The sequence below is a fragment of the Escherichia sp. E10V5 genome, from assembly GCF_004212315.1.
Taxonomy (GTDB): Bacteria; Pseudomonadota; Gammaproteobacteria; order Enterobacterales; family Enterobacteriaceae; genus Escherichia.
Map to the genome: position 1 here is coordinate 129,328 of NZ_RHJM01000020.1, position 17,375 is coordinate 146,702.

18 protein-coding genes are annotated in these 17,375 nt (G+C 52.2%); 8 read left to right on the top strand and 10 right to left on the bottom strand.

The features are described 5' to 3' along the window. Positions 1 to 61: 61 nt before the first annotated feature. Positions 62 to 604, bottom strand: a complete 543-nt coding sequence (locus D9738_RS15140; RefSeq protein WP_130207171.1) for a YfaZ family outer membrane protein — start codon at positions 602 to 604, stop codon at positions 62 to 64. 279 nt (positions 605 to 883) lie between these two features. On the opposite strand from D9738_RS15140, the gene nudI reads away from it, so the two are divergent. After that, entirely contained in the window at positions 884 to 1,309 is a 426-nt protein-coding gene (gene nudI, locus D9738_RS15145; RefSeq protein WP_130207172.1) for a nucleoside triphosphatase NudI, read from the top strand. Positions 1,310 to 1,347: 38 nt separating this feature from the next. Here nudI and ais read toward each other — a convergent pair whose 3' ends face one another. Continuing rightward, entirely contained in the window at positions 1,348 to 1,950 is a 603-nt protein-coding gene (ais, locus tag D9738_RS15150) for a lipopolysaccharide core heptose(II)-phosphate phosphatase Ais (RefSeq protein WP_130260545.1), read from the bottom strand. A gap of 318 nt (positions 1,951 to 2,268) precedes the next feature. On the opposite strand from ais, the gene arnB reads away from it, so the two are divergent. The 7 genes from arnB to arnF are packed head-to-tail and all read left to right on the top strand — an operon-like array spanning position 2,269 to position 9,619. Continuing rightward, positions 2,269 to 3,408 (top strand): UDP-4-amino-4-deoxy-L-arabinose aminotransferase, encoded by a 1,140-nt coding sequence (arnB, locus tag D9738_RS15155; protein WP_130260546.1) that lies wholly within the window; start codon positions 2,269 to 2,271, stop codon positions 3,406 to 3,408. A 3-nt stretch (positions 3,409 to 3,411) separates the two neighbouring features. Further along, complete coding sequence (arnC, locus tag D9738_RS15160) at positions 3,412 to 4,380, top strand: undecaprenyl-phosphate 4-deoxy-4-formamido-L-arabinose transferase (RefSeq protein ID WP_130257477.1); 969 nt, start codon at positions 3,412 to 3,414, stop codon at positions 4,378 to 4,380. Further along, the gene (arnA, locus tag D9738_RS15165; RefSeq protein ID WP_130260547.1) at positions 4,380 to 6,362 is read left to right on the top strand and encodes a bifunctional UDP-4-amino-4-deoxy-L-arabinose formyltransferase/UDP-glucuronic acid oxidase ArnA; all 1,983 of its coding nucleotides are present in this window, start codon (positions 4,380 to 4,382) and stop codon (positions 6,360 to 6,362) included. The genes arnC and arnA overlap by 1 nt, the downstream gene beginning before the upstream one ends. Continuing rightward, a complete protein-coding gene (gene arnD, locus D9738_RS15170; protein WP_130207178.1) occupies positions 6,359 to 7,252 on the top strand; it encodes a 4-deoxy-4-formamido-L-arabinose-phosphoundecaprenol deformylase in 894 nt (297 codons plus the stop codon). Before arnA ends, arnD begins: the two co-directional genes overlap by 4 nt. Beyond that, positions 7,249 to 8,901 (top strand): lipid IV(A) 4-amino-4-deoxy-L-arabinosyltransferase, encoded by a 1,653-nt coding sequence (arnT, locus tag D9738_RS15175; protein WP_130260548.1) that lies wholly within the window; start codon positions 7,249 to 7,251, stop codon positions 8,899 to 8,901. The genes arnD and arnT overlap by 4 nt, the downstream gene beginning before the upstream one ends. Further along, positions 8,898 to 9,233 carry a 4-amino-4-deoxy-L-arabinose-phosphoundecaprenol flippase subunit ArnE gene (gene arnE, locus D9738_RS15180; protein ID WP_130207182.1) on the top strand — a complete coding sequence of 112 codons (336 nt, stop codon included), beginning with the start codon at positions 8,898 to 8,900 and terminating at the stop codon, positions 9,231 to 9,233. The genes arnT and arnE overlap by 4 nt, the downstream gene beginning before the upstream one ends. Continuing rightward, the gene (gene arnF, locus D9738_RS15185; protein ID WP_130260549.1) at positions 9,233 to 9,619 is read left to right on the top strand and encodes a 4-amino-4-deoxy-L-arabinose-phosphoundecaprenol flippase subunit ArnF; all 387 of its coding nucleotides are present in this window, start codon (positions 9,233 to 9,235) and stop codon (positions 9,617 to 9,619) included. Before arnE ends, arnF begins: the two co-directional genes overlap by 1 nt. On the opposite strand, the gene pmrD is transcribed toward arnF, so the two are convergent. From pmrD to elaB, 8 genes are all read right to left on the bottom strand, one after another. Then, positions 9,616 to 9,879 (bottom strand): signal transduction protein PmrD, encoded by a 264-nt coding sequence (gene pmrD / locus D9738_RS15190; RefSeq protein WP_130260550.1) that lies wholly within the window; start codon positions 9,877 to 9,879, stop codon positions 9,616 to 9,618. The two genes, arnF and pmrD, sit on opposite strands and share 4 nt — an antisense overlap. A gap of 109 nt (positions 9,880 to 9,988) precedes the next feature. Beyond that, positions 9,989 to 11,344 (bottom strand): o-succinylbenzoate--CoA ligase, encoded by a 1,356-nt coding sequence (menE, locus tag D9738_RS15195; RefSeq protein WP_130260551.1) that lies wholly within the window; start codon positions 11,342 to 11,344, stop codon positions 9,989 to 9,991. Beyond that, positions 11,341 to 12,303, bottom strand: a complete 963-nt coding sequence (menC, locus tag D9738_RS15200) for an o-succinylbenzoate synthase (protein WP_130260552.1) — start codon at positions 12,301 to 12,303, stop codon at positions 11,341 to 11,343. Before menC ends, menE begins: the two co-directional genes overlap by 4 nt. Beyond that, positions 12,303 to 13,160 carry a 1,4-dihydroxy-2-naphthoyl-CoA synthase gene (gene menB, locus D9738_RS15205; protein WP_000639996.1) on the bottom strand — a complete coding sequence of 286 codons (858 nt, stop codon included), beginning with the start codon at positions 13,158 to 13,160 and terminating at the stop codon, positions 12,303 to 12,305. The genes menC and menB overlap by 1 nt, the downstream gene beginning before the upstream one ends. 14 nt (positions 13,161 to 13,174) lie before the next feature. After that, positions 13,175 to 13,933 (bottom strand): 2-succinyl-6-hydroxy-2,4-cyclohexadiene-1-carboxylate synthase, encoded by a 759-nt coding sequence (gene menH / locus D9738_RS15210; RefSeq protein ID WP_130260553.1) that lies wholly within the window; start codon positions 13,931 to 13,933, stop codon positions 13,175 to 13,177. Further along, entirely contained in the window at positions 13,930 to 15,600 is a 1,671-nt protein-coding gene (menD, locus tag D9738_RS15215) for a 2-succinyl-5-enolpyruvyl-6-hydroxy-3-cyclohexene-1-carboxylic-acid synthase (protein WP_130260554.1), read from the bottom strand. The genes menH and menD overlap by 4 nt, the downstream gene beginning before the upstream one ends. A gap of 88 nt (positions 15,601 to 15,688) precedes the next feature. Further along, positions 15,689 to 16,984, bottom strand: a complete 1,296-nt coding sequence (gene menF / locus D9738_RS15220) for an isochorismate synthase MenF (protein ID WP_130207196.1) — start codon at positions 16,982 to 16,984, stop codon at positions 15,689 to 15,691. Positions 16,985 to 17,062: 78 nt separating this feature from the next. Continuing rightward, a complete protein-coding gene (gene elaB, locus D9738_RS15225) occupies positions 17,063 to 17,368 on the bottom strand; it encodes a stress response protein ElaB (protein ID WP_000070621.1) in 306 nt (101 codons plus the stop codon). Between the last annotated feature and the right edge of the window lie 7 nt (positions 17,369 to 17,375).

Genomic DNA, 17,375 nt, shown 5'->3' on the forward strand with positions numbered 1-17,375 from the left:
AAAGGGAGATAAGGCGTAGTAAGAAACTGAATGGCGCGACAGAACGCCGCGCCGGAAGGTATCAGAAGCTGGCGTTAACCCCGACATAAGGGCCGTCGGCCACGGCATTATCGCGATTGCCGTCTTTCCCCGACAGGTTCAGATAACGGTAGCCTGCCTCAATACTGACTGGACGCATAATGGTATAACGCGCGCCAGCATTCGCTTCTTCATAACTTTGAATACCGCTGGAGAGCGAATCCGGAGAGTAATAATACTCGCCAAACAGACGGAAGCTGTCGCCAATTTGCCACTGCAAACCACCACCGACTGCCGCCGCATAACCTTCATCACCGTAATTCGGGTTGGTATAAACACCTTTCCCACCTACAGTTGCCATTAACGGCCCCAGAGGAAGATTCAGGCCCAACCCCACGCCCGCGACATCACCGTCGTCGTCGTTATGTGTCCAGTTACCGCTTAACGCCAGTCCCGTAGACTCGGTCCCGAAACCGACGCCAATATTGGTGTATTCCTTACCTGCCTGGCCGCTGATGCTTATCGCATTTGCCGATGCAGAAACCAACAGCATTCCAGCCAGAACTGGTAGCGCAAATTTTTTCATTTTTACCTTTTTCCGCAAGAAGATAATCAACATTCCCCAAAGCTGCGGGATTGTACTGCCTGACGCAGAGGATTCAATGCGTGAAAAAAGCGATCTGCTAACTTATTGTAACTAAATACGTCTTTAATAATTTAACGCCGAAAAAATAAACATGATTTACGTTATAAACCAAAATAATAATCAGCGCAGTTATCATCGCAAAAGAGACTAATGTCACTTTCGCATATTTCTGAGTTGCCGTATTCTCTTGGTTTATTTTCGATTATAAGGAACATCCCTGTGCGACAACGGACTATTGTTTGCCCTTTGATTCAAAATGATGGTGCTTATCTGCTATGCAAAATGGCTGACGATCGCGGCGTTTTCCCGGGTCAATGGGCGCTTTCGGGTGGTGGCGTGGAACCTGGCGAACGTATTGAAGAAGCATTACGCCGTGAAATCAGAGAAGAGTTAGGCGAGCAACTGATTCTTACCGACATCACTCCGTGGACTTTCAGCGATGACATTCGCACTAAGACATATGCAGATGGTCGTAAGGAAGAGATTTATATGATTTACCTGATCTTTGACTGTGTTTCTGCCAACCGTGAAGTGAAAATAAACGAAGAGTTTCAGGAATACGCGTGGGTAAAACCTGAAGATCTGGCGCAATACGATTTGAATGTTGCGACCAAGAAAACATTACGTTTGAAGGGTCTTCTGTGATAGTGATGACAGCCATTACTGGCTGTCAGATTCAAAGATCAGTGATTGACAAATTCCCCATCCAGTAAAACTTTACCGTTTTCCACATGCATCACCAGTCCATCCAGATAATCTGGTTTAAATGTCACGTTACGTTTATCTTTCGCGATATACGTCAGACAGTGATTGTGGGTGAAGATAACAATATTTTTATCAGGCGCTTTACTTTGTAAGTCTTTAATTGCGCTATAAATCTCATTACTACATTGTAGCAGTCGTTTATCTACCGTCAGTTTTTTGCCCGCAGAAAACCAGGTTGCCGACTGAATAGTCCGAACGGTATTACTGGAATAAAGATCGAAATCAGGGATATCTGCGCTGAAGGCTTTGCCCAGTTCACGCGCATCCTGAGAGCCATTTACCGTAATACCTGTTTTGTCTGACAAGCATTGATTGGAGGAACGATCGCAACGTTCTCCATGGCGAAACAGAACCACCACCGGGTGCTGCTGCGCTAGCCTGGCCAACGTTTTATTGTCGATTCGTGGCAACCCATTGCTACTCCAGGCAGCATGACTACCCAACCCGGCAATTACAGCAAGCACCAGTAAAATGAAGATATATTTTTTAGACTTCATCGAAGTCCGACAAAAAGCTAACACTTAAGCTCCACCTATAGACACGCGTAGCCAGCTAAATGACCGTGAAAAAAAAATAACATTTTCACCGGAAAATAGGGGCTGGGGATAGTATTAAAACATTACGATGCACGCAAAATGCCTTAAATCTTGTCAAATGAAAAGCCTGAAAAAGATAAAAAAACGAAAAAAATAATATTTAAGTACTATATTAGTTCCTTAAGGTTAAATTAATATTCTACCCTTAGAATTTTACGCCAAATGGCAAAATACATATAACGCTCCCTATAACAAATATTAGTGAATAGATGGGAAAAGTATTCAATGGCCGAAGGAATAATAATGTCAGATTTTTTGCCCTTTTCACGTCCGGCAATGGGTGTGGAAGAACTCGCTGCGGTTAAAGATGTTCTCGAATCTGGATGGATCACCACAGGTCCGAAGAATCAGGCGCTTGAACAAGCCTTTTGCCAGTTGACGGGAAACCAACATGCCATCGCGGTCAGTTCAGCCACAGCCGGAATGCATATTACGCTGATGGCGCTGGAGATAGGTGCTGGCGATGAAGTGATCACGCCTTCTCTGACCTGGGTATCAACTCTTAATATGATTTCTTTGTTGGGCGCTACGCCGGTAATGGTAGATGTCGATCGCGATATGCTGATGGTCACGCCTGAAGCGATCGAAGCAGCCATTACGCCGCGTACCAAAGCCATCATTCCAGTGCATTATGCCGGTGCGCCAGCAGATATTGACGCCATTCGCGCCATTGGCGAACGTTACGGTATCGCGGTTATTGAAGATGCCGCCCATGCCGTCGGTACGTATTACAAAGGCCGACATATTGGTGCGAAAGGTACTGCTATTTTTTCGTTTCACGCCATCAAAAATATTACCTGTGCAGAAGGCGGCCTGATTGTTACTGATGATGAAAACCTCGCCCGCCAGCTACGTATGCTGAAATTTCATGGTCTGGGCGTCGATGCATATGACAGACAAACCTGGGGCCGCGCGCCGCAGGCAGAAGTATTAACGCCGGGCTACAAGTACAATCTGACCGATATTAACGCCGCGATTGCCCTGACACAGTTAGCCAAATTAGAGCAACTCAACACCCGTCGTCGGGAAATTGCCCTGCAATATCAGCAAGCACTGGCAGCTCTCCCGTTCCAGCCTTTAAGCCTTCCCGCATGGCCGCACATTCACGCCTGGCATCTGTTTATTATTCGTGTTGATGAACAACGTTGTGGTATCAGCCGCGATGCGTTGATGGAAGCGTTAAAAGAAAAAGGCATTGGCACCGGGTTACATTTCCGCGCCGCTCACACGCAAAAATATTATCGCGAGCGTTTTCCCACACTGTCGTTACCGAATACCGAATGGAACAGCGAACGCATCTGTTCGTTGCCGCTTTTTCCAGATATGACCACCGCCGATGCCGACCGCGTCATCGCTGCCCTTCAGCAACTCGCAGGACAATAAGCCATGTTTGAAATCCACCCTGTTAAGAAAGTCTCGGTGGTTATTCCCGTCTATAACGAGCAGGAAAGCTTACCGGAATTAATCAGGCGCACCACCGCAGCCTGTGAATCGCTGGGGAAAGAGTATGAGATCCTGCTGATTGATGACGGCAGTAGCGATAATTCTGCACAAATGCTCGTCGATGCCTCACAAGCAGAGGGCAGCCACATCGTGTCTATTTTGCTTAATCGTAATTACGGACAGCATTCGGCGATCATGGCAGGTTTCAGCCACGTTACCGGCGACTTAATTATTACCCTCGATGCCGATCTCCAGAATCCGCCAGAGGAGATCCCCCGTCTGGTAGAAAAAGCCGATGAAGGTTACGACGTAGTGGGTACTGTGCGCCAGAATCGCCAGGATACCTGGTTTCGTAAAACGGCATCGAAGATGATTAATCGACTTATTCAGCGCACCACCGGCAAAGCGATGGGCGACTATGGCTGTATGTTACGCGCCTATCGCCGTCATATTATCGATGCCATGTTGCACTGCCATGAACGCAGCACCTTTATCCCGATTCTGGCGAATATCTTCGCTCGCCGCGCCATTGAAATTCCGGTACATCATGCCGAGCGTGAGTATGGCGAATCTAAATACAGCTTTATGCGCCTGATTAATTTGATGTACGACCTGGTGACCTGCCTCACGACCACACCGCTACGTATGCTGAGTCTTCTCGGCAGCGTGATTGCGATTGGGGGGTTCAGCATTGCGGTACTGCTGGTGATTTTACGCCTGACCTTCGGACCACAATGGGCGGCAGAAGGCGTCTTTATGCTATTTGCCGTGCTGTTTACTTTTATTGGCGCTCAGTTTATCGGCATGGGATTGCTCGGTGAATATATTGGCAGGATCTACACCGATGTCCGCGCCCGTCCCCGCTATTTTGTTCAGCAAGTTATCCGTCCATCCAGCAAGGAAAATGAATAATGAAAACCGTCGTTTTTGCCTACCACGATATGGGATGCCTCGGTATTGAAGCCCTGCTGGCTGCCGGTTACGAAATTAGCGCCATTTTTACCCATACTGATAATCCTGGCGAAAAAGCCTTTTATGGTTCGGTGGCCCGTCTGGCGGCGGAAAAAGGCATTCCGGTTTACGCGCCGGATAACATTAATCATCCGCTGTGGGTGGAACGCATTGCCCAACTGTCACCAGAGGTGATTTTCTCTTTTTATTATCGCCATCTCATTAGCGATGAGATTTTGCAGCTCGCTCCCGCAGGTGCATTTAATCTGCATGGTTCGCTGTTACCAAAATATCGTGGTCGCGCGCCGCTGAACTGGGTGCTGGTGAACGGTGAAACGGAAACGGGCGTTACATTGCACCGAATGGTTAAACGTGCCGATGCCGGGGCCATTGTTGCCCAACTGCGCGTTGCCATTGCGCCAGATGATATCGCCATTACGCTGCATCATAAATTGTGCCATACCGCGCGTCAGTTGCTGGAACAGACGTTACCCGCCATTAAACACGGTAAGATTCTGGAAATAGCCCAACGCGAGAACGAAGCCACCTGTTTTGGTCGCAGAACACCAGAAGACAGCTTCCTCGAGTGGCACAAACCGGCAGCCGTATTGCATAACATGGTCCGCGCCGTCGCCGATCCGTGGCCGGGTGCCTTCAGCTATGTTGGTAATCAAAAATTTACCGTCTGGTCGTCACGCGTACATCCTCATACATCCGCAGCGCAGCCGGGAAGCGTGATTTCTGTTGCGCCGTTGCTAATTGCCTGTGGCGATGGCGCGCTGGAAATCGTCACCGGACAAGCGGGCGACGGCATTACTATGCAGGGCTCACAATTAGCGCAGACACTGGGCCTGGTGCAAGGTTCACGCTTGAATAGCCAGCCTGCCTGTGCCGCCCGACGCCGTACCCGGGTACTCATCCTCGGGGTGAATGGCTTTATCGGTAACCATTTGACAGAACGCCTGCTGCGCGAAGATCACTATGAAGTTTACGGTCTGGATATTGGCAGCGACGCGATAAGCCGTTTTCTGAATCATCCGCATTTTCATTTTGTTGAAGGCGATATCAGCATTCATTCCGAATGGATTGAGTATCACGTCAAAAAATGTGATGTCGTGTTGCCGCTGGTGGCGATAGCTACGCCGATTGAATATACCCGCAACCCGCTACGCGTATTTGAACTCGATTTTGAAGAGAATCTGCGCATTATCCGTTACTGCGTGAAGTACCGTAAGCGAATCATCTTCCCGTCGACTTCAGAAGTTTATGGGATGTGTAGCGATAAATACTTCGATGAGGACCATTCTAATTTAATCGTCGGCCCGGTGAATAAACCACGCTGGATTTATTCAGTATCAAAACAATTACTTGATCGGGTGATCTGGGCGTATGGCGAAAAAGAGGGGTTGCAGTTCACCCTCTTCCGCCCGTTTAACTGGATGGGGCCACGACTGGATAACCTTAATGCTGCGCGAATTGGTAGCTCACGCGCTATTACGCAACTCATTCTCAATCTGGTGGAAGGTTCACCGATTAAGCTGATTGATGGCGGAAAACAAAAACGCTGCTTTACTGATATTCGGGATGGTATCGAGGCGTTATACCGCATTATCGAAAATGCGGGAAATCGCTGCGACGGCGAAATTATCAACATTGGCAATCCTGATAACGAAGCGAGTATTGAAGAGCTCGGCGAGATGCTGCTGGCGAGCTTCGAAAAACATCCGCTGCGCCATCACTTCCCACCGTTTGCGGGCTTTCGCGTGGTAGAAAGTAGCAGCTACTACGGCAAAGGATATCAGGACGTAGAGCATCGTAAACCGAGCATCCGCAATGCCCGCCGTTGCCTCGGCTGGGAACCGAAAATTGATATGCAGGAAACCATCGATGAGACGCTGGATTTCTTCCTGCGCACTGTCGATCTTACGGATAAGTCATCATGACCAAAGTAGGTTTACGTATTGATGTCGATACTTTTCGTGGCACCCGCGAAGGGGTGCCACGTCTGCTGGAAACCTTAAGTAAGCATAATATTCAGGCCAGCATTTTTTTCAGCGTCGGCCCGGACAATATGGGCCGCCATCTCTGGCGACTGGTGAAGCCCCAGTTTTTGTGGAAGATGCTGCGCTCAAACGCGGCATCACTTTATGGCTGGGATATTTTACTGGCAGGTACGGCATGGCCAGGAAAAGAGATTGGTCATGCCAATGCCGATATCATTCGTGAAGCGGCTAAATACCACGAAGTCGGCCTGCACGCCTGGGATCACCACGCCTGGCAAGCCCATAGCGGCAACTGGGATCGGCAAACAATGGTAGACGATATTGCCCGCGGCCTTCGTACCCTGGAAGAGATTATCGGCCAACCGATAACCTGCTCCGCTGCTGCTGGCTGGCGTGCCGACCAACAGGTGATCGAAGCAAAAGAAGCGTTCCATTTGCGCTACAACAGCGATTGTCGTGGGGCGATGCCGTTTCGTCCCTTGCTCGAATCAGGAAAACCTGGCACTGCACAAATTCCAGTGACATTACCTACCTGGGATGAAGTGATTGGCCGGGATGTGAAAGCGCAAGATTTTAACGGCTGGCTACTCAACCGCATCCTGCGAGATAAAGGGACGCCGGTTTATACCATCCATGCTGAAGTTGAAGGTTGTGCTTATCATCCTGATTTTGTTGATCTCCTGAAGCGTGCCGCCCGTGAAGGCATTACTTTTTGTCCATTAGGCGAGCTGCTGCCGGAGACGTTGCCGCTCGGACATGTGGTGCGTGGAAGAATCGCTGGACGTGAAGGCTGGCTGGGTTGCCAACAAGTTGCGGGAACTCGTCCATGAAATCCATTCGCTATTACGCCGCATTCTTTGCGTTTATTACCGTCTATTATCTCTTGCCGATTAATTATCGCCTGCTCTGGCAACCTGATGAAACGCGGTATGCGGAAATCAGTCGGGAAATGCTGGCTTCCGGCGACTGGATTGTGCCCCATCTGTTAGGGCTACGTTATTTCGAAAAACCGATTGCCGGATACTGGATTAACAGTATTGGGCAATGGCTATTTGGCGCGAATAACTTTGGTGTTCGGGCAGGCGTTATCTTTGCGACCCTGTTAACCGCCGCGTTGGTGGTCTGGTTTACTCTGCGCTTATGGCGCGATAAACGTCTGGCACTACTCGCCGCTGTGATTTATCTCTCGCTGCTTATTGTCTACGCCATCGGCACTTACGCCGTGCTCGATCCGTTTATTGCATTCTGGCTGGTGGCGGGAATGTGTAGCTTCTGGTTGGCAATGGATGCGCAAACGTGGAAAGGCAAAAGCGCGGGATTTTTACTGCTGGGAATCACCTGCGGTATGGGGGTAATGACCAAAGGTTTTCTCGCCCTCGCCGTGCCGGTATTAAGCGTGCTGCCATGGGTGGCGACGCAAAAACGCTGGAAAGATTTCTTTATTTACGGCTGGCTGGCAATCATCAGTTGTGTACTGACGGTTCTCCCCTGGGGGTTAGCAATAGCGCAACGGGAGCCTGACTTCTGGCACTATTTTTTCTGGATTGAGCATATTCAACGCTTTGCGATGGATGATGCCCAACATAAAGCCCCGTTCTGGTACTACTTGCCTATCATCATTGCCGGTAGCCTGCCATGGCTGGGATTACTCCCCGGTGCGCTGCGTTCTGGCTGGAAAAACCGCAACCATTCCGCAACCGTCTATCTCTTGAGTTGGACGGTGATGCCACTGCTGTTTTTCTCCGTCGCTAAAGGCAAGCTGCCGACCTATATTCTTTCCTGCTTTGCGCCTCTGGCAATACTGGTGGCGTATTACGCGTTGCAGGCAGCAAAAAATAATCCTCTGGCGCTGCGGATTAATGGCTGGATCAATATCGCATTTGGCGTCACTGGCATTATTGCCACGTTTATAGTCTCTCCCTGGGGACCAATGAGTACGCCAGTCTGGCAAACTTTCGAAATCTATAAAGTCTTTTGCGCATGGTCGATTTTTTCGCTATGGGCATTTTTCGGCTGGTACACATTAACGAACATTGAAAAAAACTGGCCTTTTGCGGCACTTTGCCCGTTGGGGCTGGCGTTGCTCGTGGGTATTGCGATCCCCGACAGAGTCATGGAAGGCAAACATCCGCAATTTTTTGTCGAGATGACGCAAGAATCACTTCAGCCGAGCCGCTATATTCTTACGGATAGCGTCGGCGTTGCCGCAGGTCTGGCATGGAGTCTGCAACGCGATGACATCATCATGTATCGCCAAACGGGGGAGTTGAAATATGGCCTCAATTATCCGGATGCGAAAGGCAGATTTGTCAGCGGTGATGATTTCGCCAGCTGGCTTACTCAACATCGCCAGGAGGGGATTATTACTCTCGTGCTTTCGGTCGACCGCGATGAGGATATCAACAGCCTTGCCATTCCACCTGCAGATGCTATCGATCATCAGGGGCGTCTGGTGCTCATTCAGTATCGGCCCAAATGATCTGGCTGATTTTAGTCTTTGCCAGCCTGCTTAGCGTAGCCGGGCAGCTCTGCCAGAAACAGGCAACTCGCTTTGTGGCAATAAGTAAACGGCGCAAACATATTGCACTGTGGCTGGCGCTGGCATTGATGTGTCTGGGGCTGGCAATGGTGCTCTGGCTGCTGGTATTACAGAACGTGCCGGTAGGCATTGCCTATCCAATGTTGAGCCTGAATTTTGTCTGGGTGACGCTGGCAGCAGTAAAACTGTGGCACGAACCAGTGTCTTTTCGTCACTGGTGTGGGGTGGCCTTCATTATTGGCGGCATTGTGATTCTCGGGAGTACGGTGTAATGGGCCTGATGTGGGGATTATTCAGCGTCATTATTGCTTCTGCTGCGCAATTAAGCCTCGGTTTTGCGGCGAATCATCTGCCGCCGATGACGCAATTATGGAATTTTATCGCGGCGCTTTTTACTTTTGATTTCGGTGCCCGGATGCTGGTCGTCGGCCTGGTTGGCTATCTGATCTCCGTTTTTTGCTGGTATAAGGCGTTGCATCGGCTGGCACTCAGCAAAGCCTATGCCTTACTGAGTATGAGTTATGTACTGGTATGGATTGCATCAATGGTACTTCCCGGCTGGGAAGGGACCTTCTCGTTGAAGGCTATGCTGGGCGTAGCCTGTATTATGGGTGGATTAACGCTGATTTTTCTACCAGCAGCAAAACAACGCTGCTAACTTTTGCAGCCAGACTGACATTGTCGCCCCCATTCTTCAACACTATAACTGCTCGCCGAAATGACTTTCACCGTGCGCTGTTTTTCCCGGTTGATGCAATAAAGCGCATCCTGTAGCGGAGAAAGCAGGTCACCTGATTTAACGCTAAAGTCAGTTTGCACTTCGGCAATCATTTTTATCGTGCCGCCAGTATCACAAAGCTTCAGTACATGTCTGTTGTCTTGTTTATCGCTGCATGATTTTTTAACCAGCCATTCCATTGCACTATCCTGCCCGATAAGAATTGTCACATTAATTTACAGATTAACAGATAAACTCATTATCAATGGCAATGGAATAGCGGAAATGAGAGATGAAACTAATGATTTCTTAATACTGGCGTTGCACCCACTCTTTTAATGCCTGACGTGAAATCTTAATGCCGCCGTTTTTCAGCTCCGGCGGAAGCGTCAGCCAACGCACCGGTTGTTGAAAACGGGCCAACTTGTCTTTCACCCATTCGCTAAGATCAACGGTTTCGTGGTCATACTCCACCACCGCTACCGGTCGATGACCAAACTCCTTGTCAGTAACGGGGACGATAAACACCTGCAAAACCGCAGGATGCGCGGCAATCACACGTTCGACTTCTTCTGGCTGAATGCCTTCGCCACCACTGAAGAACAGATTGTCTAAACGTCCGACAATGGTCAGCTTGCCATTATGCATCTCACCGCGATCGCGCGTGGCGTACCAGCCTTCGTCATTAACCAGCGGCACCAGTTGCCCGTTACGCCAGTAACCTTCTGCCATACTGGCAGCCCGCAGCCACACTTCATCGTTAACGATTTTTACTTGCCGCCCCGGCAGAGGCGAACCGACGTCAGCCAGGCCGTCCGCTTCTTTCGCGCAAACCGTGGAAGCGAACTCCGTCAGACCATAGCCGCAAAAGCAACGAATGCCCTGCTCGCGCGCCTGCTCCGTCAACTCAACCGGAATTGCCGCGCCGCCAAGTAACACCGCTTTCAGGGAAACTGAACTGCGGTTAACCAGCAAACGCCAGAGCTGTGTTGGCACCAGTGAAGCGTGAGTACAGCCTGCCAGCATTTGCTCCAATGGCTGTTTATCACGTACCGTCATCCGCGCACCAGCGTATAACCAGCGCCACATAATTCCCTGACCAGAGACGTGAAACAACGGCAAAGAGAGCAACCAGTCATCGTGATCGCCAAACGGAATCAGCGATAACACCCCTTCGGCACTGGCAAGATGGGCCTGATAAGTATGAACTGCGGCTTTCGGCAAGCCAGTGGAGCCAGAGGTTAACGTCATTGAGCACAGGCGCGTCGGCTGCCACGCAGCGGCATGTGCGCCTTCAACCAGCTGAATGTGCAGCGACGTTAACGCCGGAAACGTGTTTTCCCCTTCCGGCACCAGCGCAAATTGCAGAGTGAGATTTGGCAGCAATTCCTCAAGCAACGGTTGCGGCAGTTGTGGATTCACGGGCAGCACCCGCGCCCCACATTGCAGTAACGCCAGCCAGGCCAGCAGCGTTTGCGGCGTATTCCACGCCCGCAACATTACGCCGCTGCCCTCAACCACACCCTGCGCCGCAAAGCCGGAGGCTAATTCATCGACGCGAGCACAAAGCTTGCGCCAGTTGAGTTGCTCGTCATTAAGACGTAAGGCGATGGCTTCTCCCCGCACCTGCCGCCAGTGACGCCACGGCCAGTCAGAGAAGATCATAACAGCCGCTCCAGTGCATCAACTTCCACTAATGGCAGCGGGCTACCCGGCCAGCGACGAACCAGCTGCGCCTGCATCAGATCCAGCGTATCCAGCCCCGGAATGGTGTCTGGCGTTAACCAGGCAGCAATCCGCGCCAGTTGCGTTAAGCCTAAGCTCGACTCGATGGAAGAACTGATCACCGCCGTCAGCCCCAGCGCGTGCGCCGCCTGCACCTGCTCGCGGACTTTCTCCAGGCTGCCCGTGAGCGTGGGTTTGATCACCACCGCACGCACGCCCTCTTCCGCCACAAAGGCAAAATCCGGCTCGCGCAGGCTTTCATCCCAGGCAATGGCAATGCCGGTTTCACGGGCAAACGCACGCGAATCATCGCGGGTTTTGCACGGCTCTTCGAGAAACGCGATGCGGTGGCGATAGTCCGGGTTAACGTATTTGGCAAACTGCTGGCCTTTCAGCGGCGTCCAGGCGCGGTTCGCGTCAAGACGCAAATTCAGATCCGGAATTGCCTCCAGCAAAAGATTGACCACCATGCCGTCGCGCACGGCTTCGTACAATCCCACTTTGACCTTCGCCACTTTCTCGCCAGGCATATCGGCAAGTTTGAGGATCAGATCGTCCGGATCGCCATTACACAGCGGCGCAGCACGGTAATTGGCCGCCTGCGGGAGCGTATCTGCCAGTTCAGCCAGCGCGCAGCTTACGCCAAAGGCGACGGAAGGCATCTGTGGTAGCTCGCAATCGCCTGCCAGCCAGTTATGTACCCAGGCAAGCAGCACACTTTGCGCCTCTTCCCAGGTTTCCTGACTGAAGCCCGGCAGTGGGGAGATCTCCCCCCACCCTTCGCGCTCGCCCTCACGCAGGCAAACGTATAGCCCGTCGCGGGTTTTTAACCGCCTGTCGCGCAGAACCACCCCCGCGTCCATGGGGATCTGCCAGCGGTATACCTGCGCGCTACGCATTACGGATTCCGTTTAAATTTGCTGAAGTCAGGCTGACGTTTCTGGTTAAAGGCGTTGCGACCTTCCTGACCTTCTTCCGTCATGTAGAACAGCATGGTGGCGTTACCCGCCAGTTCCTGCAGACCCGCCTGACCGTCACAGTCGGCGTTCAGTGCAGCTTTCAGGCAACGCAGCGCCATCGGGCTGTTTTGCAGCATTTCGCGGCACCAGCGGACGGTCTCTTTTTCCAGATCGGCCAGCGGCACCACGGTGTTCACAAGGCCCATATCCAGCGCCTGTTTTGCATCGTACTGACGGCACAGGAACCAGATTTCACGCGCTTTTTTCTGCCCGACGATGCGAGCCATATAGGAAGCTCCCCAGCCGCCGTCGAAGGAACCGACTTTCGGGCCAGTCTGACCGAAGATGGCATTATCTGCCGCGATAGTCAGGTCGCACATCATGTGCAGAACATGACCGCCGCCGATGGAGTAGCCAGCCACCATCGCGACAACCGGTTTCGGACAGGTACGGATCTGACGCTGGAAGTCCAGCACGTTGAGGTGATGTACGCCGGAATCATCTTTATAACCGCCGTAGTCGCCACGTACTTTCTGGTCACCACCGGAGCAGAACGCTTTATCGCCCGCGCCAGTCAAAATGATCACGCCGATGTTGTCGTCATAACGGGCATCCGCCAGCGCCTGGATCATCTCTTTTACCGTCAGAGGACGGAAGGCATTGCGCACCTGCGGACGATTAATGGTGATTTTTGCGATACCGTCGGTGGATTTTTCATAACGAATGTCCTCGAAACCTTCGGAGCAATCGTGCCATTCAACCGGTGCGTAAAGCATTGCTTCATCAGGATAAATCATATTGTGTCCTTTAGTCAGAAACGCAAGATCTGCGCCAGACTTGCGATTACGCCAGCGGGATTTTCCCGATGCGCGTTATGTCCGGCGCGAGGAATGACATGGCAGTCGGCAGCCAGTTCCGCTGCCAGAGCGCGGAATTTGCTGTCACGTTCACCACATAAATAATAAAACGCAAATGTGCGGGCGCTAAGGTTAGCACGTAAATCAGGCTGGACGGCGAGAGAAGTGGCCTCCAGCATCGCGGCAAGGGTTGCGCCGTTATTGTTGCTGCGCAGCGCCACCAGCTCCCGGCGTTGATCGTCATTGAGCGAGGCAAAAACAGGCTGTTGATACCAGTCGGCAAATACCGCCGTTAACGGTTCTGAACAAAAACGCTGCGCCCAGCGATGATCGGAAAGCTGACGTTCCGTGCGTTGTTCAGCATTTTGCAGCCCGGGATGCCCACCTTCGACAATCACGCCACAAAGCCCCGCCATCCCCTGACAAGCCGCCATCATCGCCACCCGTCCACCGAGCGAGTACCCCACCAGCCAGAAGTTAAGGATGTTGTAACTAACCAAAGTTTTACGCAGTAAGTCGGTGACATCATCAAATCCATCGACGCTAATTGCCGCCGAACCACCGTGACCTGGCAGATCAACATACAACCGCGAGTAGTCTGCAAACGCCTCGCCGACTTCCTGCCATTCGAGGCAATCGCCGGAGAAACCATGCAAAAACACCAGCCAGGGTAAACCTGGCTTGCCGTGTTTTGCCTGTGCGTGCAGGATCATAAATGGCTTACCTGCGCCAGCAGTTGCTGGAGGTTTTGCGCGCCGTCGGTGTCGTTAACCACCATCTCAATCACCGTGGTGGTCGGAGTGCGCCAGGCGTCGGCAAGTGCCGTTTCAAGTTCCTGCCAGTTTTGCGGACGATGATATTTCAGCTCAAACATCGCGGCAGCGTGCTCAAAATGGACGTTTTGCGGCATCAGATAGAAACGCTCGCGCTCGCTTTTCGGCGTCGGCAACAGCGAGAAAATTTGTCCGCCGTTGTTGTTCACCACAATTAATACCAGCGGCGCGGAAACCTGACGCAATAGCGCCAGCGCGTTGAGATCGTAAAGAGCAGAGAGATCGCCCACAATCGCCAGCGTCGGTTTGCCGCTGGCCCGCTGAACGCCTGCGGCGGTAGAGAGCAACCCATCAATTCCGCTGGCCCCACGGTTGCTGTACACCGGATAGCCTGCCGGAAGTTGCGAGAGAGCATCGATCAAACGTACCACCAGGCTATTACCGACAAACAGTTGCCCCTGTTCAGGCAAATAGTCGCTGATGCGGTGCGCCAGTTGTGCTTCGCCAAACGCATCACGACGGGCAACAACTGCCTGCATTGCCTGTTCAGCTAGACGCGGGATCTCCACGCACCAGGGCTGGCGTTTTTCAGCCGGATGCAGCTCCAGCCAGTCGGCAATATTGGCGACCAGGCGACGTCCACGGTGGTGTGCCGGGTCAAGCTGCCCTTCGATGTTATCAACAATCCAGTACTCTTCTGGTTCACAGCTTGCCTGCCATTGCAGTAACCGTTTACCGGTCAGGCTGCTCCCCAGTTGCACGACAATCTGCGCCTGTTGCAGTTCGCTGGTCGCTTTGGCATTGCCTAACCAGAGATCGGCACACGGCAGCGGCTGCCCGGTTTGCGACAGCACGTCGCCAATCAGCGGCCAGCCAAGTGTTTGCGCCCACAGGGCAACTTTTTTGCCCTCTTCCGCACTCATGCGCCCGGCAACCACCACGCCGCGCTTTTGCCGCCAGAAGAACCAGTCGCGCTGTTTTTCGCTCTCAAGACGAGGCGCTTCACGCAGCCACGGTTTGTCGCCCTGCCACCAGTCGCCAAGACGTTGTTGCCAGCTAAGTCCGGTATCGTCCATCTCGCCATAAAGCGGTTCGGCAAACGGGCAGTTGATATGGACTCCACCCGCATGCAGCGTGCCTAAAGCGTGGTCGATAGTAGAAACCAGCCAACGGGCGGGAATATCCTGCGTCGGGCGCGGTAGTGAAATGCTATGCGTAGGATGAGAGGCGAACATGCCCGGCTGACGAATTGCCTGATTTGCGCCGCAGTCAATCAATTCCGGAGGACGATCGGCGGTTAACAGGATCAGTTTTTCTCCGGTTAACCCAGCTTCAATCAGTGCCGGATAGAGATTCGCTACCGCCGTGCCGGAAGTCACTATCACCGCCACCGGCTGCTTGCTGACTTTCGCCAGCCCCAGCGCCAAATGCCCCAGCCCACGCTCATCAAAATGAGTGTGATGAATGAAAGCGGAATTTTCCGCCGCCGCCAGAGTTAATGGCGTAGAACGAGAGCCAGGGGCGATGCAGACGTGTCTGACGCCATGACGTGTTAATGCTTCCAGAATGACCGCCGCCCAGCGTCGGTTAAATGCGCTTACTGACATGAGTTTGTCCGGTATCAATATTGCGGCTAAGTATAAGGAGCTACAAAAAGAGATTATTGATATGAATCGGTAATGATGCGACTCATTACTATTCCAATTGTAATAAAGTGCGCAGTCCTGCCGCTTTGTTGTCGATTTCCTGCCACTCCAGTTCGGGGTCTGAGCCTCGGACAATACCCGCTCCGGCATACAATCGCACGACATTGCCACTGATTTTCGCCGAGCGCAGGGAAACGCAGAATTCGCTTTGTTGTAATGAGAGATAGCCCGCAGAACCCGCATACCATTCACGGGTAAACGGTTCGTGCCGGGCGATGAACTGCCGTGCCAAATCGCGCGGTAAACCTGCCACCGCTGCCGTTGGCTGCAACTGATGCAGACAAACCACATCATCTGCCGTATTAAGCGAGGTCCAGATACAGCGACGCAGATGCTGCACTTTACGCAGACGAAGCACCTGCGGCGGTAAAACATCCAGCGCCTGGGTGTCGCTCTGTAATCGCTGGCAGATATCTTCCACCACCAGCATATTCTCGCGCTGGTTTTTATCATCCGCCATCAGCCACTCGCCCAGTTGCTGCGCCTGTTTATCATCAGGATGATTCGCCACCGTTCCCGCCAGTGCTTCAGTACGCAACGCTTTGTCACGCCGCCGCCAAAGCCGCTCAGGAGATGAACCCAGGAACGCGCTTTCGCCATCAAAGGCCATGTAGAAATGGTAGCAGTTCAGGTTCAACCGACGGCTGGCAGCCATCATTGCCGCCGCGTTAACTGAATCGGAGAAATGCAGGTCGGTCGCCCGCGCCAACACCACTTTATCCAGTTCACCTTCAGCAATGGTGTCGGTCGCCAGTTTAATTAACCCCGTCCAGGCTGGTTTGTCCGGCCAGTGATTTTCTTGGGTGATGGTTAAATGCAGAGCTGGCAACGGTTTAATATTTGCCAGAGCAGCAATGTATTCCTTTGCCTGATGTGCGTCTTGCTGAAGGGAGTTTTCGCTGAAAAGGGTCAGTCGAAGGGTCGCTTTGCCTGCACAGCGTCGCCATTCCAACCGCGGGAGGAGTAAATTGCCCTGGGAAGGGTCAAACGCATTCAGCCCCCAGATACGTAAGTCGGTGTGATCCGGGTATTGTCGGAGAAAACGCTGCGCCTGCGCCAGCGACGAAAAGCTGGCTATTGTACCCAGCACGGCAGCCTCTTCATCACCATTGCGTTGTTGCCAGTAAAATTGCGGATACATTTTCTGGCTGGCCAGCCAGCTTAAGGCATCAAAGGCGTCATTTAATGGGAAAGGAACATCAAAAACCCGAATGCCGGGCGTCGCTGGAAACTCTTGCGACAGATGGCGCAATAGATTTTCCAGCGCCGTAGTGAGTGATTGCACGCGGACCTCTCCCTGTTAAAAGCCTCACATTATACGGGGTACTGCAAAAAAAATGCAGTACCCCAGTGTAGGGAGGTTTTAACGGCGTGCCAGCAACAGTCCTAATACCAAACCAACCGCAGCGCCAACGCCAATCCCCTGCCACGGTTTTTCATGAACGTAGTCGTCGGCACGATAAACCGCTTGCTTCGCCCGATAGTAATAGCTGTCTGAAGCCTGACTGACTCTTTTTTTCACATCATCCAGCGCCTTCTCTGCTCGCGCCTTCAGCTCAACATATTTCTGATCGGCGGGATCGCCAGAGGAGCGCAGCACTTCTTCCAGTGTTTCACTCAGCAACGTCAGGTCGTCATCGATGCGTGTATCACCAAATTGATTAGACATTCTCGTT

Excerpts from the sequence above, each read along its gene's own strand:
- D9738_RS15140 (WP_130207171.1), bottom strand. The coding sequence starts at position 604 with ATGAAAAAATTTGCGCTACCAGTTCTGGCTGGAATGCTGTTGGTTTCT.
- arnB (WP_130260546.1), top strand. The coding sequence starts at position 2,269 with ATGTCAGATTTTTTGCCCTTTTCACGTCCGGCAATGGGTGTGGAAGAA.
- arnC (WP_130257477.1), top strand. The coding sequence starts at position 3,412 with ATGTTTGAAATCCACCCTGTTAAGAAAGTCTCGGTGGTTATTCCCGTC.
- arnA (WP_130260547.1), top strand. The coding sequence starts at position 4,380 with ATGAAAACCGTCGTTTTTGCCTACCACGATATGGGATGCCTCGGTATT.
- arnD (WP_130207178.1), top strand. The coding sequence starts at position 6,359 with ATGACCAAAGTAGGTTTACGTATTGATGTCGATACTTTTCGTGGCACC.
- arnT (WP_130260548.1), top strand. The coding sequence starts at position 7,249 with ATGAAATCCATTCGCTATTACGCCGCATTCTTTGCGTTTATTACCGTC.
- arnE (WP_130207182.1), top strand. The coding sequence starts at position 8,898 with ATGATCTGGCTGATTTTAGTCTTTGCCAGCCTGCTTAGCGTAGCCGGG.
- arnF (WP_130260549.1), top strand. The coding sequence starts at position 9,233 with ATGGGCCTGATGTGGGGATTATTCAGCGTCATTATTGCTTCTGCTGCG.
- pmrD (WP_130260550.1), bottom strand. The coding sequence starts at position 9,879 with ATGGAATGGCTGGTTAAAAAATCATGCAGCGATAAACAAGACAACAGA.
- menE (WP_130260551.1), bottom strand. The coding sequence starts at position 11,344 with ATGATCTTCTCTGACTGGCCGTGGCGTCACTGGCGGCAGGTGCGGGGA.
- menC (WP_130260552.1), bottom strand. The coding sequence starts at position 12,303 with ATGCGTAGCGCGCAGGTATACCGCTGGCAGATCCCCATGGACGCGGGG.
- menB (WP_000639996.1), bottom strand. The coding sequence starts at position 13,160 with ATGATTTATCCTGATGAAGCAATGCTTTACGCACCGGTTGAATGGCAC.
- menH (WP_130260553.1), bottom strand. The coding sequence starts at position 13,933 with ATGATCCTGCACGCACAGGCAAAACACGGCAAGCCAGGTTTACCCTGG.
- menD (WP_130260554.1), bottom strand. The coding sequence starts at position 15,600 with ATGTCAGTAAGCGCATTTAACCGACGCTGGGCGGCGGTCATTCTGGAA.
- elaB (WP_000070621.1), bottom strand. The coding sequence starts at position 17,368 with ATGTCTAATCAATTTGGTGATACACGCATCGATGACGACCTGACGTTG.